10 protein-coding genes and 5 pseudogenes are annotated in these 14,713 nt (G+C 48.8%); 8 read left to right on the plus strand and 7 right to left on the minus strand.

Annotated elements, in window-relative coordinates:
- Positions 1 to 84 precede the first annotated feature (84 nt).
- From ABZJ92_RS16440 to smrA, 3 genes and pseudogenes are all read left to right on the plus strand, one after another.
- Positions 85 to 519: pseudogene (locus ABZJ92_RS16440) on the plus strand (efflux RND transporter periplasmic adaptor subunit); the annotation flags it as partial.
- On the plus strand, positions 516 to 1,994 hold the full coding sequence (locus ABZJ92_RS16445) for a DHA2 family efflux MFS transporter permease subunit (protein WP_162471441.1): 1,479 nt from the start codon (positions 516 to 518) through the stop codon (positions 1,992 to 1,994). The pseudogene ABZJ92_RS16440 and the gene ABZJ92_RS16445, both read left to right, overlap by 4 nt.
- A 253-nt stretch (positions 1,995 to 2,247) precedes the next feature.
- Positions 2,248 to 2,811 (plus strand): annotated as a pseudogene (gene smrA, locus ABZJ92_RS16450) (DNA endonuclease SmrA).
- A 20-nt stretch (positions 2,812 to 2,831) separates the two neighbouring features.
- Here the strand turns inward: smrA and dgcM are convergent.
- Positions 2,832 to 4,064: pseudogene (gene dgcM, locus ABZJ92_RS16455) on the minus strand (diguanylate cyclase DgcM).
- Between the two features lie 193 nt (positions 4,065 to 4,257).
- On the opposite strand from dgcM, the gene ydaN reads away from it, so the two are divergent.
- The 4 genes from ydaN (at position 4,258) to dbpA (ending at position 7,147) form a co-directional block, all read left to right on the plus strand.
- Positions 4,258 to 4,305, plus strand: a complete 48-nt coding sequence (gene ydaN, locus ABZJ92_RS16460; RefSeq protein ID WP_211180494.1) for a protein YnaN — start codon at positions 4,258 to 4,260, stop codon at positions 4,303 to 4,305.
- A gap of 13 nt (positions 4,306 to 4,318) precedes the next feature.
- Positions 4,319 to 5,302, plus strand: coding sequence for a zinc transporter ZntB (gene zntB, locus ABZJ92_RS16465; RefSeq protein ID WP_000387377.1), 984 nt, complete (start codon positions 4,319 to 4,321; stop codon positions 5,300 to 5,302).
- 274 nt (positions 5,303 to 5,576) lie between these two features.
- A complete protein-coding gene (gene ynaL, locus ABZJ92_RS16470) occupies positions 5,577 to 5,750 on the plus strand; it encodes a proline-rich small protein YnaL (RefSeq protein ID WP_001296046.1) in 174 nt (57 codons plus the stop codon).
- Between the two features lie 29 nt (positions 5,751 to 5,779).
- Positions 5,780 to 7,147 (plus strand): ATP-dependent RNA helicase DbpA, encoded by a 1,368-nt coding sequence (gene dbpA, locus ABZJ92_RS16475; protein ID WP_000123730.1) that lies wholly within the window; start codon positions 5,780 to 5,782, stop codon positions 7,145 to 7,147.
- A gap of 128 nt (positions 7,148 to 7,275) precedes the next feature.
- Here the strand turns inward: dbpA and ttcA are convergent, their stop codons facing one another.
- The 4 genes and pseudogenes from ttcA to nifJ all read right to left on the minus strand — a co-directional run bounded on the left by ttcA (position 7,276) and on the right by nifJ (position 13,982).
- Entirely contained in the window at positions 7,276 to 8,211 is a 936-nt protein-coding gene (ttcA, locus tag ABZJ92_RS16480; RefSeq protein WP_000081423.1) for a tRNA 2-thiocytidine(32) synthetase TtcA, read from the minus strand.
- A 175-nt stretch (positions 8,212 to 8,386) separates the two neighbouring features.
- The gene (uspF, locus tag ABZJ92_RS16485; RefSeq protein WP_001295593.1) at positions 8,387 to 8,821 is read right to left on the minus strand and encodes a universal stress protein UspF; all 435 of its coding nucleotides are present in this window, start codon (positions 8,819 to 8,821) and stop codon (positions 8,387 to 8,389) included.
- Between the two features lie 140 nt (positions 8,822 to 8,961).
- Positions 8,962 to 10,091: pseudogene (gene ompN, locus ABZJ92_RS16490) on the minus strand (porin OmpN).
- Positions 10,092 to 10,457: 366 nt separating this feature from the next.
- Positions 10,458 to 13,982, minus strand: coding sequence for a pyruvate:ferredoxin (flavodoxin) oxidoreductase (nifJ, locus tag ABZJ92_RS16495; RefSeq protein ID WP_000628265.1), 3,525 nt, complete (start codon positions 13,980 to 13,982; stop codon positions 10,458 to 10,460).
- A gap of 273 nt (positions 13,983 to 14,255) precedes the next feature.
- Between nifJ and ABZJ92_RS16500 the strand changes: the two genes are divergently transcribed.
- Positions 14,256 to 14,522: a putative hemolysin gene (locus ABZJ92_RS16500; protein WP_014532269.1), complete on the plus strand. Its 267-nt coding sequence runs from the start codon at positions 14,256 to 14,258 to the stop codon at positions 14,520 to 14,522.
- Here the strand turns inward: ABZJ92_RS16500 and ABZJ92_RS16505 are convergent.
- Together ABZJ92_RS16505 and ABZJ92_RS16510 are read right to left on the minus strand one after the other, a co-directional pair.
- Positions 14,519 to 14,638 (minus strand): annotated as a pseudogene (locus tag ABZJ92_RS16505) (heat shock protein HslJ); the annotation flags it as partial. The gene ABZJ92_RS16500 and the pseudogene ABZJ92_RS16505 overlap by 4 nt on opposite strands.
- Before the next feature lie 16 nt (positions 14,639 to 14,654).
- A complete protein-coding gene (locus ABZJ92_RS16510; protein WP_003032489.1) occupies positions 14,655 to 14,711 on the minus strand; it encodes an IS1 family transposase in 57 nt (18 codons plus the stop codon).
- Positions 14,712 to 14,713: the final 2 nt, after the last annotated feature.

Genomic DNA, 14,713 nt, shown 5'->3' on the forward strand with positions numbered 1-14,713 from the left:
CGGGTCAACATAAGAGGATGAGTCCTTAATAAAACAGGTCCTCAGAGCATACATATTCTGCGGAGCGTGCGGCAACAACAGGACGAACAGGGGCGGTTTTCAATTTGCAGCCGTCAGGCTGCCGTGGTTCGTGCGCCGATTGATGGCATTGTCGCAAACCGCAGCGCCCATACAGGCAGTTGGGTGGAAGGCGGCACATCGTTAGTTTCACTAGTACCAGTCAGTGAGTTGTGGGTTGATGCAAATTATAAAGAAAACCAAATAGCGGGAATGAAGCCAGGAATGAAGGCTGAGATCCGTGCTGATATTCTCAAAGGGGAAGTGTTTCACGGTCACATTGAAAGCCTTTCCCCAGCGACAGGAGCCAGTTTCAGCTTGATTCCGATAGAAAATGCCACTGGCAATTTCACCAAAATTGTTCAGCGTGTCCCGGTACGGATTGCATTTGACGACGCAAAGGAATTAAAGCAACTTCTTCGCCCGGGACTGTCCGTCACCGTCAGTGTTGATGAGAGATGATGTCTATGCGTAAACATATTGCTTTCGCCAGTATGTGTATGGGATTATTTATTGCTCAGCTTGATATTCAAATTGTATCGTCATCCCTAAATGAAATAGGTGGTGGTCTGTCCGCAGGTAAAGACGAAATGGCCTGGCTTCAGACCAGCTATTTAATTGCTGAGATTATTGTTATTCCGCTCTCTGGGTGGCTGTCACGGGTATTTTCCACTCGTTGGCTTTTTACTCTATCCGCGGGAATATTTACTTTAATGAGTATCGCGTGTGGAATCGCGTGTGGAATCGCGTGTGGACTTGCATGGAATATTCAGATCATGATTTTGTTTCGTGCTTTACAGGGAGCTGCTGGCGCATCCATGATCCCTTTAGTTTTCACGATGGCGTTTATTTATTACCAGGGTAAAGAGTTGGGGTTGGCTGCTGCGGTAGTCAGTGCGCTGGCCTCACTGTCACCGACGCTAGGGCCAACTCTGGGGGGCTGGCTCACTGATAACCTCGACTGGCGATGGCTATTTTATATCAATATATTACCTGGCATATATTTAGTTTTGAGTATTCCTTTTCTGGTTAATTTTGATAAACCTGATCTCTCTTTACTGAAAGTTGCTGATTATCCGAGTATTATCCTGTTGGCCATGACTCTGGGATGTCTGGAATATACCCTTGAAGAAGGAGCGCGCTGGGGATGGCTGGATGATAATACTATTTTGCTGACATCAGTTCTGGCATTGGTGAGTTTTATTTTATTTGCTGCGCGTACACTTACAATATCCAATCCGATAATGGATCTTCATGCTTTTAAGGATAAAAATTTCACTCTGGGATGTTTTTTTTCTTTTTCTGGAGGGGTTGGGATATTCTCTACTGTATATTTAATACCTGTGTTTTTGGGGCAGATTCGCGGATTAAATGCCGAAGAGATAGGTTTTGCCGTTTGCACAACAGGTATTTTCCAGTTATTTTCTGTTCCCTTTTACTTCTGGTTAAGTAAAAAAATAAATCTGCGATGGCTGTTGATGGCGGGGCTGGGCGGATTTGTGTTTTCAATGTATCTTTTTACCCCTATAACCCACGAATGGGGATGGCAGGAATTACTGTTTCCACAGGCAATTAGAGGGATTTCGCAGCAGTTTGCGATGGCCCCCATCGTAACATTAACGCTGGGGGGAATTCCAAAAGAACGGCTGAAGTTAGCCTCTGGTGTATTTAATTTAACACGTAATCTTGGGGGCGCGATTGGTATTGCCCTGTGTGGCTCTATTCTCAATAATCGAACTAATTTTCATTTTTCGAGAATGGGTGAAAAAATGGTTTCTGTTCCCCATACGGTGAATGACTTCATTTCCAGAAGTGCTTTATTTTTTAATCGCAGTAGAAGTGACCAGACATCGGAAATACTGGCTTCAACCAAATTATTGAGTCAATTGATGCTGAGGGAGGCGCAAACTATGGCATTTTCGGTACCTTTCTGCTAATCAGTGGTCTGTTATTTATCGCATTTTTGTTGGTTCCTGCTATGAATAAATCATCCTGATCGGAGCCTGTGCTGAATTAAACTCGGGCTAAACTGTTCGATACTGCTAACAGGCTAGTATAAAATGCCCCGCCTGCGCAGATACTCACAGGTATGAAGTAGAGTATTGTTTCAATCTGTGAAGGGAACGATGCAGTAAGTATGAACAATTAACCCGTCTGAATCACGACGTGTGAAGGTGCATAGGAGGTTACATGAACCTTGACGACAAATCGCTGTTTCTTGACGCCATGGAAGATGTCCAGCCGCTGAAACGTGCTACAGATGTCCACTGGCATCCAACGCGTAACCAACGTGCGCCGCAGCGTATCGACACGCTGCAGCTTGATAATTTCCTCACTACCGGATTTCTCGACATCATCCCGCTAAGTCAGCCGCTGGAGTTTCGGCAGGAAGGGTTGTAGCATGGGGTGCTGGATAAGCTGCGCAGTGGTAAATATCCGCAACAGGCGAGCCTGAATCTTTTGCGCCAGCCGGTGGAAGAGTGCCGCAAAATGGTGTTCAGTTTCATTCAACAAGCCCTGGCGGATGGTTTGCGTAATGTGCTGATTATTCATGGTAAAGGGCGGGAAGATAAATCACATGCCAATATTGTCCGCAGCTATGTGGCGCGCTGGCTGACCGAATTTGATGATGTTCAGGCATATTGCACCGCGCTACCGCATCATGGCGGCAGCGGGGCGTGTTACGTCGCACTACGTAAAACGGCGCAGGCGAAGCAAGAAAACTGGGAGCGCCACGCTAAGCGCAGTCGTTGATCTCGAGACGCATCCGCGGCTTATGCCGCCAGCACGCGGTTGCGTCCATCATTTTTCGCCCGATACAAAGCATCATCAACGCGTTTAAACAGTTCATCGATGCTTTCATTTCCTTCGTGATGCGCCACACCAATGCTGACGGTAAAGCGTGGTAAGCCCGAAATACTCACTTTTGCCACGCTTACGCGGATAGTTTCAGCCAGCGAAAGCGCGGTATCCAGTGGGGTTCTTGGTAGCAATAAGACAAACTCTTCGCCTCCCCAACGAAACACCAAATCGCCTTTGCGAGCGCAACTTTCGAGGGGGCGGGCGAGGGCGCATAACACCTCATCACCTTTAGAATGCCCATAGAGATCGTTAATGTGTTTAAAACGATCGGTGTCGATGAGCAACAAGCTGTAATCCTGAGCGATGGCGAGATGCTGCATTTGGCCTGGTTCCGTAATGTGATAAAACTGTCGCCGATTCAGTAATCCGGTCATCGCGTCATGGTGAGCAGCATGTTCCAGCTGCTCCTCCAGCCGTTTTTGCTCAGTAATATCATGCACAATACATAACATGAGCTTGTCGCCATAAATTTCAATCGGTCCGGCATAGGTCTGCACATGACGAGTAGATCCATCCGCCAGTTTATGAACAAAATTCAAAGGGTTATGACCGCCGGGTAAATGCGAAATTTCATGCATGATAGGCATGACGCGACGCCCAAGCATATTTATTTCCTAGGTATGTTTCTGGCACATCGTTTCATGGTTATAACCATAGAAATTGAGCGCGGCGAGGTTAGCATCGACGATTTGTCCATCTCGTGACGGGTCAATCAACAACATTGGTGCAGAGTTAGTCAGAAAAAAGCGCGCATAAAAACCTTGTTTTTTGCGCTGATAATTTGCCGAGCGACTGGCTTTTAAACCCAGCGTTGCCGGCGCTTCGATACCTTCGAAAATAATCACCGGTTCTGTTTCTGTCAGCTCTCGCAAAACAAGCCGACAGCTTAATGCTGTTTCCTCTTCTTTACGCTGAACAGTGAGGATTTCGATAATATCGTGTTGGTTTTGCAGATCGGAGAGGTATTTCGGCAGTTCTTTTTGTGAGGAGACGGAATAGGGTCCGGTTCGTAGCTGACTAAACGTGAGGTCTTGCATCAACAGTCGCGCCGCGCTATTGGCATAAATTAACTGTTCCTCAAAGGGCGAAACAATCCAGACAGGACTGGTGAGTAAGTCCAGGGTATTGAAGTTGTGCGTAATCATTGAGATCCCGTTATTTTTATCAATTTTTGTTGCTATCCGATCGCAAAAAAGCCACGTCATATGATCAGATAATTCTGATAATGATAGACGCTATTTAACACTTCACACGGTTTGTATACGGAAAAGCATTTTGCTTTTTGTATTCAATTTAGACAGAATTTTATTAATCATTTCAGGGTAATGGGGTGATGAGATGTTGCGTAACAGGGCCAGAAGGCTAGACTACAAAATAATGCGTTGATGATGGAGGCACAGTGGAAGCGATTAAGGGATCGGACGTTAATGTCCCGGATGCAGTATTTGCCTGGATGCTGGATGGTAGAGGCGGCGTTAAACCGCTGGAAAATACAGATGTGATTGATGAAGCGCATCCCTGCTGGCTCCACCTTAATTATGTACACCATGATAGCGCCCAATGGCTGGCGACAACACCGCTGCTTCCCAATAACGTACGTGATGCGCTGGCGGGCGAGAGCACACGGCCCCGAGTCAGCCGTTTCGGTGAAGGCACGCTGATTACATTGCGCTGTATAAACGGCAGCACCGATGAACGCCCCGATCAACTGGTCGCCATGCGTGTATATATGGACGGGCGGTTAATTGTTTCGACCCGACAACGCAAAGTGCTGGCGCTGGACGATGTGGTGAGCGATCTGGAAGAGGGCACGGGTCCGACCGATTGCGGGGGATGGCTGGTGGATGTGTGCGATGCGTTGACCGATCATTCCAGTGAATTTATCGAGCAGCTGCACGATAAAATTATCGACCTTGAAGATAATCTCCTTGATCAGCAAATTCCACCGCGTGGATTCCTGGCTCTGCTGCGCAAACAATTAATTGTGATGCGTCGCTATATGGCACCGCAACGTGATGTTTATGCTCGTCTTGCCAGTGAACGTTTGCCGTGGATGAGCGATGACCAACGCCGTCGGATGCAGGATATTGCCGATCGCCTTGGGCGCGGCCTTGACGAAATCGACGCCTGTATAGCACGGACTGGCGTGATGGCGGATGAAATCGCTCAGGTGATGCAGGAAAATTTAGCTCGTCGTACCTATACAATGTCGTTGATGGCAATGGTCTTTTTACCCAGTACCTTTCTGACCGGGTTATTTGGCGTCAACCTTGGTGGGATCCCTGGCGGCGGGTGGCAATTCGGATTTTCAATTTTTTGTATTCTGTTAGTTGTTCTTATTGGTGGTGTTGCTTTATGGTTGCACCGTAGTAAATGGTTGTAAAAAAAGCAATTTTTCCGGCTGTCTGTATACAAAAACGCCGCAAAGTTTGAGCGAAGTCAATAAACTCTCTACCCATTCAGGGCAATATCTCCCTTGCAGGTGAATGCAACGTCAAGCGATGGGCGTTGCGCTCCATATTGTCTTACTTCCTTTTTTGAATTACTGCATAGCACAATTGATTCGTACGACGCCGACTTTGATGAGTCGGCTTTTTTTTGCCTGTTATTTATCAGCGTCTACCCTTTAAGAGTCCACCCAATGACCGGAGGGAAATATGACGACACTTATTTATTTGCAAATTCCTGTCCCTGAACCGATTCCTGGCGATCCTGTTCCAGTGCCCGATCCGATCCCTCGCCCGCAACCCATGCCTGACCCACCACCCGATGAAGAACCGATTAAATTGTCGCATCGTGAGCGTAGATCTGCGAGGATACGCGCCTGCTAACTTTGCGTCGATGACCACGAGAATAGATTGTGACCGCTTTTTCTACCCTGAATGTTTTGCCTCCCGCCCAACTCACGAACCTTAATGAGTTGGGTTATTTAACCATGACGCCGGTGCAGGCCGCCGCGCTTCCGGCGATCCTTGCCGGAAAAGATGTTCGCGTGCAGGCGAAAACCGGCAGCGGCAAAACGGCGGCTTTTGGCCTCGGCTTGTTACAGCAAATTGATGCGTCGCTATTTCAAACCCAGGCTTTAGTGCTGTGTCCTACGCGTGAACTGGCGGATCAGGTGGCAGGTGAATTGCGTCGGCTGGCGCGTTTTCTGCCAAATACCAAAATTTTGACGTTGTGCGGTGGTCAACCGTTCGGTATGCAGCGTGATTCGCTGCAACATGCGCCGCATATTATCGTGGCAACGCCGGGTCGTTTGCTGGATCACTTGCAAAAAGGCACGGTATCACTGGATGCGCTGAATACTTTGGTGATGGATGAGGCCGACCGCATGCTGGATATGGGATTTAGCGATGCCATTGATGATGTCATCCGTTTTGCGCCTGCATCTCGACAGACGCTTCTGTTTTCGGCAACCTGGCCGGAAGCCATCGCCGCAATCAGCGGACGAGTGCAACGCGATCCTTTGGCGATTGAAATTGACTCAACAGATGCTTTGCCACCCATTGAACAACAATTTTATGAGACATCCAGTAAAGGCAAAATTCCTCTGTTGCAACGGTTATTAAGCTTGCATCAGCCATCCTCTTGTGTGGTGTTTTGCAATACCAAAAAAGATTGCCAGGCTGTCTGCGACGCGCTGAATGAAGTAGAGCAAAGTGCATTGTCGTTACACGGCGATCTGGAGCAACGCGATCAGACCCTGGTACGTTTTGCTAACGGTAGCGCCCGTGTACTGGTTGCGACTGATGTTGCTGCGCGTGGTCTGGATATTAAATCGCTTGAGCTGGTGGTGAACTTTGAGCTGGCGTGGGACCCTGAAGTTCATGTACATCGCATCGGTCGTACAGCTCGTGCAGGAAATAGCGGTCTGGCGATCAGTTTCTGTGCTCCGGAAGAAGCACAGCGGGCCAATATCATTTCTGACATGTTGCAGATAAAACTTAACTGGCAAACGCCGCCAGCTAATAGTTCCATTGTGACGCTGGAAGCAGAAATGGCAACGTTGTGTATCGATGGCGGGAAAAAAGCCAAAATGCGCCCGGGTGATGTATTAGGTGCACTGACAGGAGATATCGGGCTTGATGGCGCAGATATTGGCAAAATCGCCGTGCATCCGGCGCATGTCTATGTCGCGGTCCGTCAGGCTGTTGCTCATAAAGCATGGAAACAGTTACAGGGCGGGAAGATTAAAGGAAAAACGTGCCGGGTGCGGTTATTAAAATAATGAAATGTTGAATTGCCGGGTGCAAGAGTAAACATCTTATTCGGGATTGCCAGATGCGACGCTGGCCGCGTCTTATCCGGCCTCCATAAGAGTAGCCCGATACGCTTGCGCATCGGGCGCTATCCTGGTTATTTCACTTCAACCACATTCAGCCGTAACTCATCCAACTGATTTTCATCTTCTTCTGGCTGCCAGCCCGCCGGTTGTAGTGGGATCTCTTCGCGATCAAACGCCAGATCACCCCCGTTAACCACTTCAGAACCGTGGGTAATGCCTTTGAAATCGAACAGGTTGGTATCGCACAGATGCGACGGCACCACATTCTGCATCGCGCTGAACATCGTCTCGATACGCCCTGGATAACGTTTATCCCAGTCACGCAACATGTCAGCAATCACCTGACGTTGCAGGTTAGGCTGTGAACCGCACAGGTTGCACGGAATAATCGGGAACGCTTTTGCATCGGCAAATCGCTGAATATCTTTCTCGCGGCAGTAGGCCAGTGGACGAATAACGATATGTTTGCCATCATCGCTCATCAGTTTCGGAGGCATACCTTTCATCTTGCCGCCGTAGAACATATTTAAGAACAACGTTTGCAGGATATCGTCACGATGGTGACCCAACGCGATCTTCGTCGTCCCCAGTTCCGTTGCGGTGCGATAAAGGATACCGCGACGTAGCCGAGAACACAGTGAGCAAGTGGTTTTGCCCTCTGGAATCTTCTCTTTCACGATACCGTAAGTGTTCTCTTCAACAATCTTGTACTCAACGCCCAGCTTTTCAAGATACTCGGGCAGAACGTGTTCCGGGAAGCCCGGTTGCTTTTGATCGAGGTTAACAGCCACCAGCGAAAAATTGATTGGCGCGCTTTGCTGCAAATTGCGCAGAATCTCCAGCATGGTATAGCTGTCTTTACCCCCGGAGAGGCAAACCATGATGCGATCGCCTTCTTCAATCATATTGAAGTCAGCAATGGCTTCGCCCACGTTACGACGCAGACGTTTTTGTAATTTGTTCAGGTTGTATTGTTCTTTCTTACTAATTTCTTGATTTTGCGACATTTAAAAGCGACTCAATTCGTTATATGGCATCAGAAGAGTATGCGTCATGCCGGAACGCTCAGCATAAGAAATCTGATATAAAAACTGTGGCGTGTATGGTACGGATTAGAGGGGAAAATGTCAGCACATTTGCGAAATGAATCAAAAAGCCCGCAGCAATGTGCGGGCGTTAGTGTCAGCGCACAACCAGCACGGAGCACTCTGCGTGACGCACTACAGCTGCGGCGTTGGAACCGAGCAGATAAGTGGTGATATCCGGTCGATGGGAAGCAATGATGATCATATGAGCGGGGATCTTCTTCGCCAATTCCAGAATGCGGTCTTTGGGCGAGCCTTCCTCAACATGGACATGCACTCTGTCGGTTGGCAGTTTAAATTTTTTAATGATCTCTTCCAGTTGCGATTTGGCTTCCGCTTTCAGGTCATCCATTGCCGGTAATTCTGCGGAATACGCTAAACCCAGAGAGGCATAGTAGGGCAGTGAAGGTATTACCGTCAGGAAATGAACCTCTGCATCATCAATCTTTGCCTCTGCCTCAACGTGGCTAATCACGCGTTGAGTTAATTCTGAATCTGAAATATCGATAGGGACAAGAATCGTTCTGTTCATAAAACCTCCTGTTTTAGTATCCGCATAAAGTGTAACGCCAGATGACACTTTTTGTGTAATGACGGAGTTCACATTTTTAATTTAGATCAAAGGAGGAAGAATAAGCAGAAAAAGCCCGCCATAACAGCGGGCAGGAGGATTTAGAACTGATAAACCAGACCTAAAGCGACAATATCATCGGTAGAGATGCCGTTGGCAGCGTAGAAACTGTCATCTTCATCCAACAGGTTGATTTTATAGTCAACATAGGTGGACATGTTTTTATTGAAATAGTAAGTCGCGCCAACATCGGCGTATTTAACCAGATCTTTATCATCAACACCTGCCGGGTTGTCTGCACCACCAGCAGCGTGAAGGTCACGGCCTTTAGACATCAGGAAAGAGACTGCCGGACGCAGACAAAAATCAAACTGGTACTAGTAACTTCAAAGTTCTGGGTTTTGTTCGCAACTGCATAATCGCTGTCGCCAAACGGGGTCATATTACGCGTTTCTGAATACATGGTTGCTAGGTAAATATTGTTAGCATCGTATTTTAGCCCAGCAGTCCACGCGTCTGCTTTATCACCACCCGCCGCAGTATGGTTAACCTGGTCATTGGTGCGGTCAGAAGAGGTGTATGCCGCACCAGCGCTAAAGCCCATGCCTAAATCATATGTTGTGGAAAGACCCCAGCCGTCACCGTTTTCATGACGAACATCGCGTTCGTTATTGGTGCCTTCCTGACCATTACTGGCTCCTTCGTTGTTACCTTGATACTGCACCGCGAAGTTCAGACCATTTACCAGACCGAAGAAATCAGTATTACGATAAGTCGCGACGCCATTGGCTCGACCAGTCATAAAGTTGTCTGCATTGGTATAAGAGTCACCGCCAAATTCAGGCAGCATATCGGTCCAGCCTTCGATGTCGTACATTACGCCATAATTACGTCCGTAATCGAAAGAACCGTAATCTGCAAATTTCAGTCCGGCAAATGCCAGACGGGTCCATGACTGGTTTTTTGAAGATTCAGTGTTGTTTGCCTGAATATTGTATTCCCATTGACCGTAGCCAGTAAGTTGATCGTTAATTTGGGTTTCGCCTTTAAAACCCAGACGCGCATAGCTCTGGTCGCCATCTTTCGCTGAATTATCAGAAAAATAATGCAGGCCATCAACTTTGCCATACAGATCTAATTTGTTGCCGTCTTTATTATAAACTTCGGCTGCATGTGCAGCACCTGCGGCGAGCAGGGCAGGAATTAAAAGTGCCAGTACTTTTCTTTTCATTGAATAAATCCTTTAGTTATTTTATTTGCCTTTTATCCCCATTTCGGGGAGTGAAAACATCCTAAAGGAGAAGTTCAGTTAGCCGATAAATATCATTTGTTACGCCTTAAGTAAAACCTTAATCAAATAATTCCTCTGAAATGATAATAAGTCTGGTGAATGTATCGAAGATAATACATACAAAATAAAAATTATACTTTTAATTTCCTATACGTTATTCTGCGCGGGTTATATGCCTTTATTGTCACAGATTTTATTTTCTGTTGGGCCATTGCATTGCCACTGATTTTCCAACATATAAAAAGACAAGCCCGAACAGTCGTCCGGGCTTTTTTTTTAGAATTGGATAATCCTTATCCAGAGCATTTAATCGGTGTTGCTTTTTTCCGCTTTTCCGGCCATTTGTGCTAGGAAGTCATAGCGTTTTTGCAAATTAGCTGCAGCATCTTTCCATAACTGTTCTGCCACTTCTGGCTGCTGCGAATTCAGACGACGGAAACGCTGCTCGTGAAGTAACGTTTCTTCCAGTGCTTCTGACGGCGGGCGTGAATCCAGCGCCAGCGGCAGTTTGCCTTCATCGGCACGACGCGGATCAAAGCGATATAGCGGCCAGAAGCCGGTAGCAGTGAGTTGGCGCATCTGGTCGTGGCTGAGAGCCAGATCGTAACCATGCTCTTCACACGGGCTATAAGCAATGATCAGCGATGGTCCCGGATACGCTTCCGCTTCCTGAATCGCTTTCACCGTCTGGTTCAGCTGCGCGCCGAGAGAAATCTGCGCCACATAAACATGACCGTACATCATCATACTGACGCCAAGATCTTTACGCGCTTTACGTTTGCCGTGCTCGCCGAACTTAGTTACTGCACCCAGCGGTGTCGCTTTCGACGCCTGACCACCGGTGTTGGAATAGCATTGCGTATCCAGCACCAGAATGTTGACGTTTTCCGTCAAACTCAATACATGATCCAGACCGCCAAAGCCGATATCGTAAGCCCAGCCGTCGCCACCAATCAGCCAGATTGATTTTTCCACCAGTGCATCTGCGTCACGCAGAAGTTCATGTGCTTCGGCAACATCGTTGAGTTGCTGGCGTAAAGCTGCGACCTGTTCTCGACGAACCTCTGGCGTAGCGTCTGATTTCAACGCCGTCAGTAATTCCGCCGGGATTTTATCGGCAAATTGATCCAGCAGACGCAGCACGCGGACACGGTGTTGATCGACCGTCAGGCGGAAACCAAGGCCAAATTCGGCATTATCTTCAAATAGAGAGTTCGCCCATGCCGGCCCACGACCGTTGGCATCGGTGGTATACGGTGTAGAGGGCAGGTTACCGCCATAAATTGAAGAACAGCCGGTGGCGTTAGCGATCAACATCCGGTCACCATAGAGCTGAGTCAGCAATTTAATATACGGCGTCTCGCCACAACCGGGGCAAGCACCTGAATATTCAAACAGCGGTGTAATCAGCTGCGATGTACGAATATCAATACGTTCCAGTTTGCTACGGTCGATTTCTGGCAGGTTGAGGAAGAAATCGTAATTGATTTTCTCTTCTTCGACATGTTCCTGGCGAGACATCATATTGATGGCTTTAATCTCTGGATTCTGACGGTCTTTCGCCGGGCAAACTTCGACGCACAGGTTACAACCGGTGCAATCTTCCGGTGCCACCTGCAAGACATATTTCTGCCCGCGCATATCACGCGATTTCACATCTAGCGAATGCAGGCTGGCAGGGGCGTTTTCCATCGCTTCAGGCGGTACCACTTTTGCGCGAATAGCTGAGTGTGGGCAAGCGGCGACGCAGTGGTTACATTGGGTACAGAGTTCCTCTTTCCAGATGGGGATCTCTTCGGCGATATTGCGTTTTTCCCAGCGAGTGGTGCCCATCGGCCAGGTGCCGTCTGGCGGCAGCGCCGAAACGGGGAGGGCATCACCAAGCCCGGCGAGCATCGCCGCGGTTACGGTTTTCACGAAATCAGGGGCGGCATCGGAAACCACTGGCGGTCGATTGGCGCTGTGCGGATTTACCGGTTGCAACGGAACTTCTTCTACGGATTCACGCGCCAGCGCCAGAGCCTGCCAGTTGCGCTCCACCAGATCCTGACCTTTGCTACTGTAACTTTTGGCAATCGCACCCTGCAATTCTGCGAGGGCGCTATCGCCAGGCAGAATTTGCGTCAGATGGAAAAAAGCCATCTGCATGACGGTATTAATACGGGCCGCCAGGCCACATTCGCGGGCGATTTTCGCCGCGTTAATCACATAGAAGCGCGCTTTTTTCTGGTTTAACACGGCCTGAACTTCCTGCGGCAAGCGCGACCACACTTCATCTGCGCTGTACGGCGTATTAAGCAGGAAAATGCCGCTAGGTTTTAAACGCTCAGCCATCTGATATTTATCGATAAACTGCAACTGGTGGCAGCCAACAAAATCAGCCTGGGAAATGAGATAAGCGGAACGAATCGGCTGTTCGCTCACGCGAAGGTGAGAAACCGTCAGGCCGCCCGCTTTTTTGGAGTCGTAAACAAAATAGCCCTGTGCGTACCACGGCGTGGAATTACCGATAATCTTGATATTGTTTTTGGTTGCGGAAACGCTGCCATCACTACCAAGGCCATAAAACAAGGCTTCAAGTTTCGCCGAGTTTGGCAGAGTGTTTTCCGGCAACGGCAGTGACAGATTGGTCACATCATCGTAAATACCAACCGTAAAGCGTGCTTTAGGTTTAGCCGCGTTGAGCTCGGCAAATACCGCCAGTACACAGTCCGGGCCAAATTCTTTGGATGAAAGACCATAGCGCCCACCAATGACACGGGGCAGGGTTTCGCGCTCACCATTATTAAAGGCTTCTGCCAGTGCGGTCATCACATCCAGATAGAGCGGTTCTGCCTGGGCACCGGGTTCTTTGGTTCTGTCCAGTACCGCCACGCTGCGTACGGATCCCGGCAGAGCTTGCAGCAAGTGTTTGGCGGAGAAGGGACGGTACAGACGAACTTTCAGCACGCCAACTTTTTCGCCACGGGTTAGCAATTCATCAACCACTTCTTCACAGGTGCCAATGGCAGAGCCCATCAGGATAATCACCCGTTCCGCTTGCGGATGCCCGTAATACTCAAACGGCTGATACTGACGACCTGTCGCGGCAGCGAAATCATTCATCGCCTGTTCAACATGGTCATAGACCGCGTTGTACCAGGGATTGGTGGCTTCGCGAGACTGGAAATAAGTGTCAGGATTGGCGGACGTACCGCGGATCACCGGATGTTCCGGGTTGAGCGCCCGGGCGCGATGAGCATCAATTTCGGCCTGCGGCATGAGATCAAGAATAGTGTCATCGGCCAGCGGGACAATTTTATTGATTTCGTGGGACGTGCGAAAACCATCAAAGAAATGAATAAATGGCACGCGGCTCTTCAGCGTTGCGATGTGCGAAATGAGAGCAAAGTCTTGCGCTTCCTGGACGTTAGCCGCACACAACATCGCGCAACCCGTCTGGCGCACCGCCATAACGTCGGAATGATCGCCAAAAATAGAAAGTGCATGTGTGGCAACGGTACGTGCCGCTACATGCAGGACAAATGGCGTCAGTTCGCCTGCCAGTTTGTACAGCGTCGGGATCATCAGCAGCAAACCCTGCGATGACGTAAACGATGTTGAAAGGGCACCCGTCTGCAAAGCGCCATGCACGGTAGCGATAGCACCCGCTTCCGACTGCATTTCAACCACGCGTGGTGTGTCTCCCCAAACGTTCTTCAAGCCGTTTCCGGCCCAGGCATCAGCCTGTTCTGCCATCGTGGAACTGGGGGTAATAGGGTAGATGGCGATAACTTCACTGATGCGAAACGTCACCGAAGCAACCGCGCCATTACCGTCAATAGTAATCATATGACACCCTTACATTGCGCAAATGAGGGGCGCACGAAATTGCTGCGCGCCCAGTAGTAATCCTTCAATTTTAGCAAATGGCTTTCTTCTGCATTTTCGCTTTTGTGTCCCCCACATCAGAGTAATGAATGTTTTGATCAAACAGAGGGCAAAAAAATAGCCATAAAAAAGTAAAAATGCGGGGCAACGCGCAGGACAGCTCTCGACGCCGCCCTCTGTGCTGCCTATTATTTATGGCGGTGTCGTTTGGCTTGAAGATCAGAGGAAGAAGAGATGCGAGCAGCGTTTTGGGTAGGGTGTGCCGCTTTATTGTTGTCGGCGTGTAGTAGTGAGCCTGTTCAGCAGGCGACTGCGGCGCACGTAGCGCCAAGTTTAAAAGCGTCGATGTCCAGTAGTGGAGAAGCAAATTGTGCAATGATCGGCGGTTCGCTTTCTGTTGCCCGTCAACTGGATGGTACGGCGATTGGGATGTGTGCATTACCCAACGGCAAACGCTGTAGCGAACAGTCACTTGCCGCCGGGAGCTGTGGCAGCTATTAATTCATTAAATCCGCCAGCTTATAAGTTAATGTCTGTTTCGCGGTCGCCAGCGTTAACTGGTTCGCGGTCAGATCCACTTGTGCACCTTCTTTCAGCATTTCGCTAATGGTGTTATCGGGTAATGACTCCAACTTACTGATAGTGTTTTATGTTCAGATAATGCCCGATGACCTTGTCATGCAGCTCCACCG

The organism is Shigella sp. FJ200513 (genome assembly GCF_040495915.1).
Taxonomy (GTDB): Bacteria; Pseudomonadota; Gammaproteobacteria; order Enterobacterales; family Enterobacteriaceae; genus ECMA0423.

What these genes read in the sequence shown, in the direction of transcription:
- ttcA (WP_000081423.1), bottom strand. Translation starts at nt 8,211, where the DNA reads ATGTCGCAAAATCAAGAAATTAGTAAGAAAGAACAATACAACCTGAAC.
- nifJ (WP_000628265.1), bottom strand. Translation starts at nt 13,982, where the DNA reads ATGATTACTATTGACGGTAATGGCGCGGTTGCTTCGGTGACGTTTCGC.
- ABZJ92_RS16500 (WP_014532269.1), top strand. Translation starts at nt 14,256, where the DNA reads ATGCGAGCAGCGTTTTGGGTAGGGTGTGCCGCTTTATTGTTGTCGGCG.
- ABZJ92_RS16445 (WP_162471441.1), top strand. Translation starts at nt 516, where the DNA reads ATGATGTCTATGCGTAAACATATTGCTTTCGCCAGTATGTGTATGGGA.
- ynaL (WP_001296046.1), top strand. Translation starts at nt 5,577, where the DNA reads ATGACGACACTTATTTATTTGCAAATTCCTGTCCCTGAACCGATTCCT.
- uspF (WP_001295593.1), bottom strand. Translation starts at nt 8,821, where the DNA reads ATGAACAGAACGATTCTTGTCCCTATCGATATTTCAGATTCAGAATTA.